Origin of the sequence: Mesorhizobium sp. M7D.F.Ca.US.004.01.2.1 (assembly GCF_003997785.1) — a bacterium.
In the GTDB taxonomy this organism is placed as follows: Bacteria; Pseudomonadota; Alphaproteobacteria; order Rhizobiales; family Rhizobiaceae; genus Mesorhizobium; species Mesorhizobium loti.
The window spans coordinates 1-14,728 of the sequence record NZ_RZRQ01000143.1 but is presented as its reverse complement, the minus strand read 5'-3'; the positions used below and the strand labels follow the sequence as shown (position 1 = coordinate 14,728).

The window sequence follows — 14,728 nt, the reverse complement described above, 5'->3', positions numbered from 1 at the left end:
GTCGAAGCGCGAGGCGCCGTAGGGATTCTGCCGTCCTGCGCCCTGGCCGCCGCGGCCGGAGGCAAAGGAACCGCCGCCATAGGAATTGCCGTAGCCGCCATAGGAGTTGCCGCTTTCAGCGACCTCGACATGGGCTTCCGGCAGTTCGTCGAGAAAGCGCGACGGGATGGTCGACTGCCACAGGCCATGGATGCGGCGGTTGGAGACGAACCACAGATGCAGGTTCTTCTTGGCGCGGGTCAGGCCGACATAGGCGAGCCGCCGCTCTTCCTCCAGCCCCGAGCGGCCGCCTTCATCGAGCGCGCGCTGATGCGGGAACAGACCTTCCTCCCAGCCGGGCAGGAAGACCGTCTCGAATTCGAGGCCCTTGGCCGAATGCAGCGTCATGATGCTGACGGCGTCGAGACCGGCGTTCTGCTCGGCATCCATGACGAGTGCTACATGCTCGAGGAAGGAGCGCAGTGATTCGTACTCCTCCATCGAGCGGATCAGTTCTTTCAGGTTCTCCAGCCGGCCTGGGGCTTCGACCGAGCGGTCGTTCTTCCACATGTCGGTGTAGCCGCTCTCCTCGAGAATGGTCTCGGCGAGTTCGGTGTGCGGGGTGGTTTCCAGGGCCTTTTGCCAACGCTCGAAATTGGCCGACACTTCGCGCAATGCCGCGCGCGGCTTCGGCTTCAGTTCGTCGCTTTCGGCGAGTTTGGCGGCGGCTTCCAGCATCGGGATGCGGAGCGCACGGGCCGTGTCGTGGATCTGGCGGATGGTGGCTTCACCCAGGCCGCGCTTCGGCACATTGACGATGCGCTCGAAAGCGAGGTCGTCGGCGCCTTGCGCGACGACGCGGAAGAAGGCGAGCGCATCGCGGATTTCCATGCGCTCGTAGAAGCGCGGGCCGCCGATGACGCGGTAATTGAGGCCGAGCGTGACGAAGCGGTCCTCGAACTCGCGCATCTGGAAGGAGGCGCGGACCAGGATCGCCATGTCGTTGAGGTTGTGCTTTTGCCGCTGGTAGGTCTCGATGGTCTCGCCGACGGCGCGGGCTTCTTCCTCGGAATCCCAGGCGGCGTGGACATGCACCTTGCCGTCCTCCGGCTCGTTGCGGTCGGTAAACAGCGTCTTGCCGAAACGGCCCTCATTGTGGGCGATGAGGTGCGAGGCGGCGCCAAGAATGTGCGCGGTCGAACGGTAGTTGCGCTCCAGCCGGATGATGGTGGCGCCCGGAAAATCCTTGTCGAAGCGCAGGATGTTGTCGATCTCGGCGCCACGCCAGCCATAGATGGACTGATCGTCGTCGCCGACGCAGCATATGTTTACTTTGTTGTCGCTCACGGCCGCGCGCTCGCTTCGCTCGCTGGCCTCCGCGGGGGCGGCCTGGCCGGCCGACGCCCGGTCGGGCTTGCGGCCTTCGGCCGATCGCAGATCCGTCGACGTTGACGCGCGCCCTGCATCCGGCCGCTGCGCCAGCAACCGCAGCCACATGTACTGGGCGGTGTTGGTGTCCTGGTACTCGTCGACGAGGATGTATTTGAAGCGCTTGTGGTATTCCTTCAGCACGTCCGGATTGGCGCGGAAGATGCGGATCGGGTGGCACAGAAGGTCGCCGAAGTCGCAGGCGTTCAGCGTCTTCAGCCGCTCCTGATAGGCCTTGTAGAGTTCGCGGCCCTTGCCGTTGGCGAAGGCGCGCGCGTCGCCCTCGGCGATGTCGGTGGGACCTTGCCCCTTGTTCTTCCAGCCGTCGATCATCTGGGCGAACTGCTTGGCCGGCCAGCGCTTGTCGTCGAGACCTTCGGCCTGGATCAATTGCTTGATCAGCCGCACGACGTCGTCGGTGTCGAGGATGGTGAAGTCGGATCTCAAGCCGGCGAGTTCGGCATGTCTGCGAAGCAGCTTCACTCCAATCGAGTGGAAGGTGCCGAGCCAGGGCATGCCCTCGACATTGCCTTCGCCGATCAGGACGCCGATGCGGATCTTCATCTCGCGCGCGGCCTTGTTGGTGAAGGTCACCGCAAGGATCTGCGACGGGAACGCCTTGCCGGTGGCGAGGATGTGGGCGATGCGGGTGGTCAAGACGCGGGTCTTGCCGGTGCCGGCGCCGGCCAGCACCAGGACCGGACCTTCCGTTGTTTCAACAGCTAGCCGCTGCTCCGGGTTCAGCCCCTTGAGATAGTCGGGCGCGCTGTTGTGGCCGCTGCGGGCAGCCATGGCGCGCGCGGCAATGCCCGACGGGGCCGTGGGCCGCGCATTGGGTTCGTCGAAAAAGGGCATGTCTTCGGAAAAGCCGGACATTGCCCCGAATGTAGTGATTCGGGAGCGAAAGACCAGAAGTGTCTACGTTTTGTTCCGGTAAAGTGCCTGATATCGCCGTTCAGGCCTTGCGGTAGCCGAGGGCGACGAAAAACCGATGTCCAAACGAGCGCGCCTCGTCGGTCATCACCGCGCCGAGGGCGACCTGCATCTGGTCGTAATAGTGGCTGCCGGCGGGTGACGCCAGGAAAGCCTCGTAACGTCTGAGATCGTCAAGCGGCAGATCCCGGTAAATGTAGGCTACGGAGTCCATGACATCCTTTTCGATGTCTCGGCGAAGCCCTTCGGACCGCTGACGCAGCAAGGCCATGATCTGGTCGTCGGGCAGGGCTTTTCCGGCCGCTCCCAGCATTTCGGAAAGCATCGCATAGCCCATGTTCAAGGCGACGGCTTCTCCGGTGTCGACAGCGCTGAGATCATCCGCGATCTTCTTGTACAGCTCGAGCCGAGCCGGATCCCTGGACGGAAGCTCGCCGAGGATTTTTGGGCCTTCGATCTTCTTGCGTTCCCTCTCTTCCTGGGTGGAGGCCTGGATTTCCAGCGTCGTGACCTGTTTGCCCAATGGCGAAGTATAGAAAGAGCCCAGGTCGGCCAGATCCCTGGCGGTCAGCTTGTCGGCCATTCGCGATTCGATGGCTGCCTCCATCTTGTTTGCGTCAAACGCACCTTCCATGGCCACTGCCAGCGCGTCCTGGACTTTTTGCGGCGGCGTTTCCGGCGCCGATTTCACGGCTGCGCTAAAACCCGGACCGATACCCGTCAGCATCTGGTGAAAGCCGTTCGCCTTGTTGATCTCATGAAGCGTCTGTGCCGGCGCGGCCACGGAGAGAGAGACAAGGCAGCAGAGGGCAAGCACCAATCGCGTCAGCGGCGGAACGAATGACGTCATTTTGCTTGCTCCAGAGGCGAGATGATCCGACGCAGACTGCTGGAAAACCCTGATGCAGGCAAGATCGATTGCCACCTTGGCGTGCGGCCAACTTGACAGGCGCGGCGGGCAGGAGAAAGTTGTGTCCAGGGCAGGAAGGTAACGCCGGTTGCCCATGGCCGCGCGTGCGAGCGCGCAACAGTCGAAGGAGTATCATCTTGGCTGTCACCATCACCTCCCTCATTCTCTTGCTCATCGGTCTGGCGCTCGGCGGCGGTGGTATCCGTCTCGCGATGCTGGGCGGCAGCTGGTATTACATCATCGTCGGTTTCGCCTTCCTGATTGCCGCCTGGCTGCTCTACCGGCGCAGATCGACCGCCCTGTGGCTCTACGCGGCGATCGTGCTTGGCACGCTGGCCTGGGCGGTCTGGGAAACCGGCTTCGACTGGTGGGAACTCGGGCCGCGCGGCGGCATCATCGTGCTGGTGGCGCTGTGGCTGCTGACGCCGTGGGCGAGGCGGGGCCTTGCCGGCCCTGATGCGCGCGCGCCGCTCATCCTTGCCGTGCTGGCATCGCTTGCCGTTGCCGGTTATTCGATGACAGCAGATCCGAAGGACATCGCTGGAGAACTCGACACCGACAAGGTGATCCCCAACGCCAACCTCGGTAACGACGTGCCGGCCGGCGAGTGGCACTATTACGGCCGCACGCAGTTCGGCCAGCGCTATTCGCCGCTCGACCAGATCACGCCGGACAATGTCGCCAAGCTGCAGCCGGCGTGGACCTACCGCACCGGCGACGTGAAGGGGCCTGACGATATCGGCGAGACCACCTATCAGGTGACGCCGCTGAAGATCGGCGACACGCTTTACATCTGCACGCCGCACAATTTCGCCATCGCTATCGACGCGGCTAGCGGCAAGGAGAAATGGCGCTACGATCCCAAGATCAAGCTCGACAAGGACCGCCAGCACCAGACCTGTCGCGGCGTGTCCTATTATGCCGATGCGGCCATCGCCGCCGGCCAGCCCTGTGCTGCCCGCGTCTACCTGCCGACCTCGGATGCGCGGCTGATCGCGCTCGACGCCGCCAACGGGCAGGTCTGTCCGGCTTTCGCAGAAGGCGGCACGCTGAACCTTCTGACCAACATGCCCTATCCGAAGTCTGGCTATTATTACTCGACTTCTGCGCCGCTGATATCAGGCGGCAAGATCATCGTCGGCGGCGCGGTCAACGACAATTATTCGACGCAGGAGCCGTCGGGCGTCATCCGCGCCTACGATGTCGGCACCGGCAAGCTGCTATGGAACTGGGATTCCGGCAATCCGGACCAGACGACGCCGTTGGCGGCCGGCCAGACCTATACCGCCAACTCACCCAACATGTGGTCGACGCCGAGCGCCGACGAGAAGCTCGGCCTGCTCTATGTGCCGCTCGGCAACCAGACGCCGGATCAGCTCGGCGCGGGGCGCAGCGCCAATGTCGAGAAGTTCTCGTCGTCGATCACCGCGCTCGACCTCAACACCGGGCAATTGCGCTGGGTGCGGCAGACCGTGCACCATGACCTCTGGGACATGGACGTGCCGGCGCAGCCGAGCCTGATCGACATCACCAAACCCGACGGCACCGTGGTGCCGGCGCTGGTCGGGCCGACCAAGCAGGGCGACCTCTATGTGCTCGACCGGCGCACCGGCGAGCCGGTCATTGCGGTCAACGAAGTGCCGGCGCCTGGTGGCGCCATCGAGGGCGACCATACATCGCCGACGCAGCCTTCGTCCGACCTCTCCTTCAATCCGAAGCCGCTGACCGATGCCGACATGTGGGGCATCACCATGTTCGATCAGCTGGCGTGCCGGATCGCTTTCCACAAGCTGCGCTATGAAGGCCGCTACACGCCGCCCTCGGTGCAGGGGTCGCTGATCTATCCCGGCAATTTCGGCGTCTTCAACTGGGGTGGCGTGGCGGTCGATCCGGTGCGGCAGGCGCTGTTCGGCATGCCGACCTATCTGGCCTTCACGTCGAGACTTGTGCCGCGCGCGGACGTGCCGCCGCCCGGCGACACCAAGGGCAGCGAGCAGGGGCTCAACCGCAACGAAGGCGCGCCCTATGCCGTGGTGATGGGGCCGTTCCTGTCGCCGCTCGGTGTGCCTTGCCAGGCACCGCCCTGGGGCTATGTCGCCGGCGTCGATCTGAGGACCGGCAAGATCGCCTACAAGCACCGCAACGGCACCGTCTACGACATGACGCCATTGCCGCTGCCGCTGAAGGTCGGAGTGCCGGGCATCGGTGGGCCGATGATCACCGCCGGCGGTGTCGCCTTCCTGGGTGCGGCGGTCGACGATTATCTGCGCGCCTATGAGCTGACATCAGGCAAGCAGCTGTGGCAGGCGCGGCTGCCGGCCGGCGGGCAATCGACGCCGATGACCTATACGGTCGCCGACGGACGCCAGTTCGTGGTCATCGTCGCCGGTGGCCACGGTTCGGTCGGCACCAAGCCGGGGGATTATGTGATGGCCTACGCGCTGCCGAAGTAGGGGCGGACTGGCCGTGCCGTCCTAGCCAAGCCCCAGATGGCTCTTCAGGCTGGGCACCGAGCCGAGCACTTCGTTGGTCAGGTCGGGGCCGGCGGCGGCTTCGGCCTGCTGGACCAGCGTTTCGCCGGCCTTCTGGATCTGAGCCATGTCGAGGCCGGATGCCTTGAGCGCGGCGAGGCCGTTGATCAGTGCGCCGGCCTTCTCGCCGAGAACGCCGCCAAGCGCGCCCTGCAGCGATGACAGGAAGCCGCCACCGCCGCCGGCCGGAGCGGTGGCCATGACGTCATATTGGTGGGCGAGATCATCGGCGCCGGGGATCTTGGCGAAGAAAGCCGAGGCGCTGGTGCCTTCAGCTTCATGCTCAAGCACCGAGAAAATGGTGCCGACGACTTTCTCCGTCGTCGCCTGGTCGAGGCCCGCTTTCTGCGAGACGGTGTTGACGATGTCCTGGACGTTCATGGTCTCACCTCAACCCTGGGTCTTCGTGTTTGCACGGCGGTTCTGCTCACTGCGGACCCTGATCAACGATCGTCTGCCTGCATTCACGACCATCGAGCGTAGGGCCAAAGCGGCGCCCACGGCAAGGACGACCGCGCTGGTGAGGATCGGGGAAGGCATGGTCATCGGCATCGCTCCTTCTGGGTCGAGACGTGAAGGCACCTGGTCCAAGGCGCCATCGATAGCCGGCAGCTTCCCTCACTATTGTGGCAGCGCCAGCAGGATTTGTCGCGGATGACTAAAAAGTGATGACACGGGCGCCTGTGGCGCCGGCTTTGCCGGGCCGGCGTGGCCGCCTGTGGAAACGCCACGAGGCGATCCACGGCCGTGACAATGCTCGACTGGATCATGGCGGCTGGGTCTCTATGTAGCTCAGGTATCGAAGCTCGAAGCCGAGGAGTGCGCAATGACGAAATCAGCTGGCCAGACGCCTGCCATTACCCAGGCGATGATCGATGCCTATGACGAATATACGCATCTGACGCTCGATCGCCGCCGCTTCATGGAGCAACTGACCCGGCTTGCCGGGTCGGGTGCGGCGGCAGCCGGGATCGCGCCGCTGCTGGCGGCGAATTCCGCGCAAGCGGCTGTTGTCGCCGACAACGATCCGCGGGTGAAGGGCGAGGATATCAGCTATCCCGGCAGCGGCGGCGAGATGAAGGGCTATCTGGTCAAGCCGGCGGACCAGGGGGGCAAGCTCGGCACGGTCATCGTCGTGCATGAGAACAGGGGCCTCAACCCGCATATCCGCGATGTGGCGCGACGCGTGGCGCTGGAAGGGTTCGTGACACTGGCGCCGGATTTTCTGTCGCCGCTCGGCGGCACGCCAGCCGATGAAGACAAGGCGCGCGATATGTTCGCCAAGCTCGATCCGGCGCAGACCATCGCCGACGGTATAGCGACCGTCGCGTACCTCAAGGCCGACAAGGACGGCAACGGCAAGGTCGGAGCCATCGGCTTCTGCTGGGGCGGTGGTACGGCAAACATGTTGGCCGTCAACGCGCCCGATCTCAGCGCCTCCGTCGCCTACTACGGCATGCAGCCGAAGGCCGCCGATGTGTCGAAGATCAAGGCCGCATTGCTGCTGCACTATGCCGGGCTGGATGAGCGCACCAATGCCGGCATCGACGCCTTCAAGAAGGAGCTCGACGCGGCGCATGTCGAATACACGGTTTATGTCTATGAAGGCGCCAACCACGCCTTCAACAACGATACCTCGGCAGCGCGCTACGACAAGAAGGCGGCGGATCTCGCCTGGGGACGCACGATCGCCTTCCTCAAGCAGAAATTGGCATAGGCGTTCGTTTAGTCCGTGTTCGCCGGCTTGTGGAAGGCGACGCCGGCGACCACCAGCGCAATGCCGAGGCAATCGGTAAGACTTGGAATCTGGTGCAGCACGACGACGCCGATCAGCGTCGCGGTGACCGGCAGCAGCGACAGCATCAGCGCGAAGCTCGCGCGCGGCAGCCGCGACATTGCGAGCTGGTCGCAGATGTAGGGAATGACCGACGAACAGATGCCGACGCCGATGGCGGCGAGCAGCAGCGGCGGCGAGAAAAAGGCGGGCAGTGCGTCGGTGAGGCCGATCGGCAGCACGACGATGAATGCGATGGCCATGGCGGCACCAAGGCTTGCGATGCCGCCGCCGGCACCTGAAGCGGCGATGCGGTGGCCGAGCACGATGTAACCGACGAACAGCGCACCGTTGAGGAAGGCCCAGAACAGCCCGATGGGATCATCAGACCATTTGACGTCGATGAGCAGCAAGGTGCCGGTGACGGCAACGGCAAGGGCGGCGAGATTGCGCGGGCTCCTGAGGCCGATCACCGCGACGCCGATGGTGCCGACGAATTCGATCGCCGCCACCAGCGAGATCGGCAGCCGGTCGAGCGCCAGGTAGAACGAACAGTTCATCACCGCCAGGCAGGCACCGAAGGCCAGCAACAGCAGCCGCGTCGAGCGATCGGCGCGGGCGAAGGTTCGCCATGGACGGGTCAGCGGTGCGAAGATCAGCGCGGCGGTGGCGATGCGCAGCCATGCCATGCCGAGCACGCCGACATGCGGGAAAAGCAGCACGGCGAAGGCCGGCCCGAGATAGTGGAAGACGGCGCTGACGCCGAACCAGACATGTGGCGGCAGTTTTTCCGTCAGCCTGCCGAGGGTGGAGTTGCCGAGGGCAGGGGTCGCCACGAGAGCTTGCGTTTGATCATCCACCGGATCAGTATCGCAGGCAGATCTGCCTGTTTATATGGGTGATGATTGGCTCTTTCGGCTGACTTTCTCCCGGAAGCGAGGAATTTTCCATGAAACGCCTTCGAACTGAAAGTGCCGACCTCGATGCCGCGGACATGAAGATCCTGCGCCTGCTGGAAAAGGACGCGCGCATCAGCACGGCGGAGCTTGCGCGCTCGGTCGGCCTGTCGGCGCCGAGCGTGGCCGAACGCATCAAGCGGCTGCAGGAAAGCGGCGTCATCGAGGCCTATTCGGTCAGGATCAACCCCGGCACTTGGTCTGCCGCTATCGGCATGGCTGCGCATCCGTCCGGTACCGGGGCAATTGGCGGTCGTGGCCGAAATCATCCGCGAGCTGCCGGAGATCGCGCAATGCGACCGGGTGACCGGCGAGGACTGTTTCATTGCTCTGGCGCATGTCGGCTCGGTGGCTGAACTCGAGCGGGTGATCGACCGGATCATTCCCTATGCGATGACCAACACGGCCATCATCCAGTCGTCGCCGGTGGTGGCGCGCTCGGCCCTGGGAGCCATCAAGCGCCAAGCTTGATGTAAGGGGCCAGGCTTGGTGTAGGAGATTGTCGGTTCGAGGGTTTTAAGCGTGGCCGCGCTTCATGCGCGCCTGCTTCAGGATGGCGCGCCAGCGGATCATGTCGAACGGGATCGGCTCGTTGCTGTTGGCGATGTGGAAGATCTCGTTGTTGACGTTCTTGAGGGAACGCCAGAAATCATAGTCGGTTATGCGCGGATCGGCAGCCAGCCTGTCCACCTCGACCTTGATGTCGGTTTTCATGCACGTTCCTCGAACCGGCTTCGCCCCGCCGCCCGTGTCGCTACCTCGATGCGGATCGTTTTCGACCGACCCGCTGAGTCGCGCAACGGCTCAATCGGCTTGTTCCCGTTAAAACCTCGGTAAGGTTAACGCGGGCGCCGAGTCGCTTCAAGCACTGCCGCCAGCCGATTCCAGGGTTTTGCGATTTTAGATTGCCGGTGTGGCTTTGAAGCCCAAGCCCATCGCTCTGTCCGGGAACGAGAGGTGTCGGCTTTGCCCTATTTGCGTTTGATGCCGATCGAGCGGCCGGCGCGCTCCGGCATCGGCAGTGCGGAATGGGCGGCGCGCATGGCTTCGACCTTGGCAAGCACATCGGCGGGGAAGGGGGCGACCTTCGGTCCGGACATATCGACATGCAGGGACAGGATCTCGGAGGTGGCGGCGAGCCAGCCGTCGACATGGCGGATTTCCTGGTAGGTCCGCAGCCGCTTGTCATCATGGTCAATGAGCTGGAGAGAGATGCGGACCTTGTGATCCAGATGCAGTTCCTGGACGTAGCAGACATGGACTTCGGCGGTGTAAACGGTGAGCCGCCGCTCCTTCACGTAATCCAGCCCCATGCCCATCGCCTCGAAGGCTTCGTCCGAGCAGCGGTCGAACAGCACGTTGTAGTAGGCCATGTTGAGATGGCCGTTGTAGTCGATCCAGTCCTTCTCGATGTCCATGGGTTTGGAGACGAAGGGGGCGGGGATGGGCATCGAAACTTCCTTGTTCTGGCGCTGGACAGAGCGTGGCTGGTGAGACTACGAGACTACGCATCCATAGATGCATGACAAGCGTGGGCGCTGGTCCATTCGCGGAGGAATTCATGGCTCTGAGCGACCTCAACCCGGTCGAACGCAACGAAGAGGGCATCGCCGCGGTGCTCGGCATCCTCAAGCAACAGCTCGGCGAGCGCTTCCAGACCGGCCAGGCCATCCGCTCCCAGCATGCGCATACCACCACCTATATTCCAACGCAGGCGCCGGATGGCGTTGCTTTCCCGGAGACGACGGCCGAGGTGCAGGAGATCGTGCGTGCCTGTGCCGCGCACCGGGTGCCGGTGATCGCGTTTGGCGTTGGCTCCTCGCTGGAAGGCCACACCAATGCGCCGGGCGGCGGCATATCGGTCGACACCTCGCGCATGAATCGCATTCTGGCGGTCAATCCGCAGGATCTCGACTGCACCGTCGAACCCGGCGTGACCCGTGAGGACCTCAACCGGCATCTGCGCGATACAGGCCTGTTCTTTCCGATAGACCCGGGCGCCAACGCCTCGCTCGGCGGCATGGCGGCGACGCGGGCGTCCGGCACCAATGCGGTGCGCTACGGCACGATGCGCGAGAATGTGCTGTCGCTGACCGCCGTGATGGCCGACGGCGAGACGGTGACGACCGGCAAGCGCGCGAAAAAGAGCTCGGCCGGCTACGATCTGACGCGACTGCTGGTCGGCTCGGAAGGCACGCTCGGCATCATCACCTCGCTGACCTTGAAGCTGCAAGGCATACCGCAAGCGATCTCCGGCGGCGTCTGCCCGTTTCCGAGCGTCGAGGCGGCCTGCAACGCGGTCATCGCGACGATCCAGATGGGCATTCCGGTGGCGCGCATCGAACTGGTCAACGCGCTGCAGATGCGGGCGATGAAGAATTATTCGAAACTGGACTATCCCGAGAGCCCGTGCCTGTTCGTCGAGTTTCACGGCAGCGATGCCGGCGTGGCCGAGCAGGCCGAGACCTTCGGCATGATCGCGGAAGAAAATGGCGGCGGACCGTTCCTGTGGACCAGCGTCGCCGAGGAGCGGACGAAACTGTGGAAGGCCAGGCACGACGCCTACTGGTCGTCGCTGACGCTGCGGCCCGGCGCCAAGGGCCTGTCGACCGATGTCTGCGTGCCGATCTCGCGCTTTGCCGAATGCGTCCTGGAAACCGAAGCCGACATCGCCGAGATGGGCCTGATCGCGCCGATCGTCGGCCACGCCGGCGACGGCAATTTTCACGTGCTGGTGCTGATGGACGTCAACGATCCGAAGGAGATCGCGCTGTCGGAAAAATTCGTCGCGCGGCTCAACATGCGGGCGATCGCCATGGACGGTACCTGCACCGGCGAGCACGGCATCGGCCAGGGCAAGATCGGCTTCCTGCGTCACGAGCTCGGCCACGGCGTCGACATCATGCGCACGATCAAGCAGGCGTTGGATCCGCAAAACATCATGAACCCGGGCAAGATTTTGCCGGACGAGGGCCATTAGATGTCGGCTGCCGAAACCCTGCTGCCGATCGAGGTGCCGCCCTCGTCGGCCGGGCGCCATTACCTCATGTGTTTGCGGATGAAGGCAGACTGGTCGTTGCCTACATCGCCAATGCTCCGGATACGTCCTTCGATGGCACGAATCCGCGCTCGGTTTCATCGGTAACAGGCAACCAATCCGTCGCCGTCTTGACCGCAGATCCTTATCTGGCGTTTCAGTTCGGCCCGCCGAACGATGAAGCCATCAGCGGCCATCGTCTCTATCCGTTGGGCTTGCGGGCCTACGAGGCATTTGAAGTCCGCAATTCGTCGTGGATCGCTTCCCTGGAAAAGGCCAATCGGGTTCATTCATCCCATACGCCTGAACTGTTTTTAGACTACCGGCATTTCATAGTGGCGTTCCACGATTCAACGCTGGAGTTCATTGCCGAGAGTTTCTCGACCAGCCTTCACAACGGAGCGGTTTTGACCGTGCTCATGGAAACTGTTGGACACAGTCGCCCAGCGCAGCACGTCAGACCGGGCCACTTTCTCGACAGGCTTCGGCGACGCAATTGATCCGTCAGGGGATTCCCTGCTTGTCTTGACCGCGCCACCATTAGGGTCGAGGGTCCTCAGACGGCAAGCCTGGAGCCGACAGGCGCGCCAGCTGAGGAGGACCGTCATGGCCATTTCACGCAAGGAAGAGGCGCGCGCGCTGAGCGCCGATGAGACGGAATTGGTGGAGAAATCGCACCATCCCGCGGTGCAGGAGCTTTCCGACGCCGATCTTGCCGGTCTGGTCAAGCTGCTGCGCGAGCGGCGCGACAAGGCGCAGAGCGAAGCGCACCGGCGCCGGCGCGAGATACGCGGCAAGGGCGCGCCGAAGGGGGCCGCGCCATCAAAGGCCGATGGCGGTTCGCAGGTCAAGCTCGCGACATTGGCCATGGCGATGCGGCGGCTGAATGGCGAGGCCGAACGGCGGCGCCAATTGGCGGCTCGGGTTTCGCTGGTCGGGAATGCACGCAAGGCGCTGGCCATGAAGCAAAGTGCGCCGGCGGATGGTCCCGCGCACAATTCGCGGACGGCTCACAAGGGCATGCGGGCCGTGGCCAACGAGCGAGCGCCGAAGCTGGTCCGGCCGGCGGAACTCGGTCGGCAGCGCAAGGCGGGCAAGGTGGCGCAAGCAAAGCGTGACGCGCGCTGATCCTCGCGGATAGAGGCCGTCAGCCGTCGCTTTACCGCGCGGCGGGAAGTTGCTTCTGCGCGTCCTCGACAAGGGCCTGCAGCATGGGGCGGGTTGGCGCGAAGAACGTCGTGCCGGTGTTCGGCGTCGAGAAATCGAGCAGCCGGTCGTAGGCGCCCGGCGGGTCGCCGATATACATGCGCTGCAGCATTTTTTCGGTGACCCAAAGATATCTGGAATAGCCGATGAAGTAGGTGCCGAACTCGTTCTGTCCGGGCCTGCCGAACGGCATGTTGTCGCGCAATATGTCGTACTCGTTGCCGTCGGCATCCTCGATGGTGGCCAGCGACTTGTGCGATTTGCGTGGCGCGTCGTCATCGTCGATTTCGATGTTGTCGATCTTGGTGCGGCCGATGATCGCTTCCTGCTCGGGCGTCGGAATGCGCGCCCAGGCCTGCATGTCGTGCAGATATTTCTGGACGACGACATAGCTGCCGCCGGCGAAGTCGGCATCTTCATCGCCGATGAGCGCCGAGGCGGGCAAATCGAGGCCGGTCGGGTTGGCGGTGCCGTCGACAAAACCGAGTAGGTCACGGGCATCGAAATAGCGAAAGCCCGTCACTTCGTCGACAACAGTGACGCCGGAACCGAGCCTGTCGAGCAGGATGCGCTCGAACTCGAAGCACATGTCGGGGCGTTCTGAGCGGATGTGGAAGAGAAGGTCGCCCGGCGTCGACGGCGCCGAATGGACCGCGCCTTTGATCGGCGCGAACGGTTTTAGCTCCAGCGGCCGCCGGCCGGGACTGAGACGGTCCCAGAGATCGTGGCCGATGCTGGCGATGCACGACAGGCGGCCGCCAAGGTCGCGGAACCCGACATTTTTGACCAGGTCGTCGAGTTCGCCGAGCACCGACGCGACCTTTGCGAGCGCACTCTGCTCGCTGGCGACGGTGACGACAAGAAAGACCGCCGAAAGCGACAGCGGAGCGTCGATACTTTGCGCATCGATCGGCACGCGATCCCAGTTCTTCCCAGACATCCGAATTCTCCGCTTTGCGAGGATTTGTTTCAGATCATCAGGGATCGCGCAACACTGGATGAATTGCCTCTTTATCGACACGCGGATGCGGGTAGAGTGCGGCTGAATTTCAATCAACCCGTTCGGAGCTGATGCTCGCACGCCTGTTCGTGATCTTCGGTGGTCTTTTTGTGCTGGTGCTGTGTGCGGCGCTGGTGGTGCCGTATTTTGTCGACTGGACCGGCTACCGCGCCGAATTCGAGCGCGAGGCGAGCGCCATTCTCGGCCGCAAGGTGACCGTGCAGGGCGACGCCACGGCAAGGCTGCTGCCGTTCCCCTCGGTGACCTTCTCGAATGTTGCCGTTGCCGGCGGCCCCAATGGCCAGCCAGCCATGACCGTCGAAACGTTTTCGATGGATGCGGAACTGGCGCCCTTCCTGCGTGGCGAAGTGCTGATCTTCGACATGCGACTGGTGCGGCCGAAAGCGACCATCGATATTGCCAATGACGGCACGGTCGACTGGGCGATGCGGCCGTCCTCGCCCTTCGACCTCAACCAGATCTCGATCGAGAAGCTGACGGTGACGGAAGGGCAGATCGAACTGCGCCATGCCGCCGGCGGCCGCAGCCACCTGTTTTCCGAGATCAATTCGACCATCTCGGCCAAGTCCCTGGCCGGCCCGTGGCGCATGGACGGCACGCTGCGGCTGGACGGGTTGCGCGCCACGATCGCGGCGTCCACGGGCAAGGCCGAAGGCACCGGGCAGATGCGGCTGCGGCTGAAAGCCGATCCGGACGCCTATCCGCTGGTCATCGAGACCGACGGCAATGCGGGCATCGTCAATGGGGCCGCCGTCTACTCCGGCCAGTTCAAGATCTCCGGTGCCGACAAGAACAGCGCCGAGCTGCGCGGCACCGATGGCGAGACGGTGAAGGTCTCGGCCGGCAAGCCCGATCCGGGCTTTCGGCTGAACGGCAAGTTTTCCCTCGACCACCAGAAGTTGGGCGTCGACGAATTCCGCTTCGAGACCGGGCCGCTCGACAACCCCTACACC

13 protein-coding genes and 1 pseudogene are annotated in these 14,728 nt (G+C 63.8%); 7 read left to right on the top strand and 7 right to left on the bottom strand.

Going from position 1 to position 14,728, the window contains the following annotated elements:
* Both EN993_RS19590 and EN993_RS19585 read right to left on the bottom strand, forming a co-directional pair.
* Positions 1-2,283: UvrD-helicase domain-containing protein (locus EN993_RS19590; RefSeq protein WP_127264581.1), on the bottom strand; the 2,283-nt coding region annotated here is incomplete at its 3' end.
* A 79-nt stretch (positions 2,284-2,362) separates the two neighbouring features.
* On the bottom strand, positions 2,363-3,190 hold the full coding sequence (locus EN993_RS19585; RefSeq protein WP_127264580.1) for a DUF2059 domain-containing protein: 828 nt from the start codon (positions 3,188-3,190) through the stop codon (positions 2,363-2,365).
* Positions 3,191-3,387: 197 nt separating this feature from the next.
* On the opposite strand from EN993_RS19585, the gene EN993_RS19580 reads away from it, so the two are divergent.
* Positions 3,388-5,703, top strand: a complete 2,316-nt coding sequence (locus EN993_RS19580) for a glucose/quinate/shikimate family membrane-bound PQQ-dependent dehydrogenase (RefSeq protein WP_127264579.1) — start codon at positions 3,388-3,390, stop codon at positions 5,701-5,703.
* 21 nt (positions 5,704-5,724) lie between these two features.
* Here the strand turns inward: EN993_RS19580 and EN993_RS19575 are convergent, their stop codons facing one another.
* Complete coding sequence (locus tag EN993_RS19575) at positions 5,725-6,162, bottom strand: hypothetical protein (RefSeq protein WP_127264578.1); 438 nt, start codon at positions 6,160-6,162, stop codon at positions 5,725-5,727.
* Between the two features lie 445 nt (positions 6,163-6,607).
* On the opposite strand from EN993_RS19575, the gene EN993_RS19565 reads away from it, so the two are divergent.
* Positions 6,608-7,498 carry a dienelactone hydrolase family protein gene (locus EN993_RS19565; RefSeq protein ID WP_127264576.1) on the top strand — a complete coding sequence of 297 codons (891 nt, stop codon included), beginning with the start codon at positions 6,608-6,610 and terminating at the stop codon, positions 7,496-7,498.
* Positions 7,499-7,506: 8 nt separating this feature from the next.
* Here the strand turns inward: EN993_RS19565 and EN993_RS19560 are convergent, their stop codons facing one another.
* Entirely contained in the window at positions 7,507-8,391 is an 885-nt protein-coding gene (locus EN993_RS19560) for a DMT family transporter (protein WP_164757722.1), read from the bottom strand.
* 113 nt (positions 8,392-8,504) lie between these two features.
* Between EN993_RS19560 and EN993_RS19555 the strand changes: the two are divergent.
* A pseudogene (locus EN993_RS19555) lies at positions 8,505-8,982 on the top strand (Lrp/AsnC family transcriptional regulator).
* Between the two features lie 45 nt (positions 8,983-9,027).
* Here the strand turns inward: EN993_RS19555 and EN993_RS19550 are convergent.
* Positions 9,028-9,225, bottom strand: a complete 198-nt coding sequence (locus EN993_RS19550) for a hypothetical protein (protein ID WP_056582983.1) — start codon at positions 9,223-9,225, stop codon at positions 9,028-9,030.
* A 257-nt stretch (positions 9,226-9,482) separates the two neighbouring features.
* Entirely contained in the window at positions 9,483-9,962 is a 480-nt protein-coding gene (locus EN993_RS19545; RefSeq protein ID WP_127264575.1) for a thioesterase family protein, read from the bottom strand.
* A 110-nt stretch (positions 9,963-10,072) separates the two neighbouring features.
* Here EN993_RS19545 and EN993_RS19540 point away from each other — a divergent pair, with 110 nt between their 5' ends.
* The 3 genes from EN993_RS19540 to EN993_RS19530 all read left to right on the top strand — a co-directional run bounded on the left by EN993_RS19540 (position 10,073) and on the right by EN993_RS19530 (position 12,676).
* Positions 10,073-11,491, top strand: coding sequence for an FAD-linked oxidase C-terminal domain-containing protein (locus EN993_RS19540; RefSeq protein WP_127264574.1), 1,419 nt, complete (start codon positions 10,073-10,075; stop codon positions 11,489-11,491).
* A gap of 68 nt (positions 11,492-11,559) precedes the next feature.
* On the top strand, positions 11,560-12,048 hold the full coding sequence (locus EN993_RS19535) for a hypothetical protein (protein ID WP_127264573.1): 489 nt from the start codon (positions 11,560-11,562) through the stop codon (positions 12,046-12,048).
* A gap of 106 nt (positions 12,049-12,154) precedes the next feature.
* Complete coding sequence (locus EN993_RS19530; RefSeq protein WP_126069520.1) at positions 12,155-12,676, top strand: hypothetical protein; 522 nt, start codon at positions 12,155-12,157, stop codon at positions 12,674-12,676.
* 31 nt (positions 12,677-12,707) lie between these two features.
* Here EN993_RS19530 and EN993_RS19525 read toward each other — a convergent pair whose 3' ends face one another.
* Positions 12,708-13,694, bottom strand: a complete 987-nt coding sequence (locus EN993_RS19525; RefSeq protein WP_127264572.1) for a Dyp-type peroxidase — start codon at positions 13,692-13,694, stop codon at positions 12,708-12,710.
* Positions 13,695-13,825: 131 nt separating this feature from the next.
* Between EN993_RS19525 and EN993_RS19520 the strand changes: the two genes are divergently transcribed.
* A partial coding sequence (locus EN993_RS19520; protein WP_127264571.1) for an AsmA family protein occupies positions 13,826-14,728 on the top strand: 903 nt, incomplete at its 3' end.

What these genes read in the sequence shown, in the direction of transcription:
- EN993_RS19530 (WP_126069520.1), top strand. Translation starts at nt 12,155, where the DNA reads ATGGCCATTTCACGCAAGGAAGAGGCGCGCGCGCTGAGCGCCGATGAG.
- EN993_RS19545 (WP_127264575.1), bottom strand. Translation starts at nt 9,962, where the DNA reads ATGCCCATCCCCGCCCCCTTCGTCTCCAAACCCATGGACATCGAGAAG.
- EN993_RS19585 (WP_127264580.1), bottom strand. Translation starts at nt 3,190, where the DNA reads ATGACGTCATTCGTTCCGCCGCTGACGCGATTGGTGCTTGCCCTCTGC.
- EN993_RS19550 (WP_056582983.1), bottom strand. Translation starts at nt 9,225, where the DNA reads ATGAAAACCGACATCAAGGTCGAGGTGGACAGGCTGGCTGCCGATCCG.
- EN993_RS19565 (WP_127264576.1), top strand. Translation starts at nt 6,608, where the DNA reads ATGACGAAATCAGCTGGCCAGACGCCTGCCATTACCCAGGCGATGATC.
- EN993_RS19575 (WP_127264578.1), bottom strand. Translation starts at nt 6,162, where the DNA reads ATGAACGTCCAGGACATCGTCAACACCGTCTCGCAGAAAGCGGGCCTC.
- EN993_RS19540 (WP_127264574.1), top strand. Translation starts at nt 10,073, where the DNA reads ATGGCTCTGAGCGACCTCAACCCGGTCGAACGCAACGAAGAGGGCATC.
- EN993_RS19525 (WP_127264572.1), bottom strand. Translation starts at nt 13,694, where the DNA reads ATGTCTGGGAAGAACTGGGATCGCGTGCCGATCGATGCGCAAAGTATC.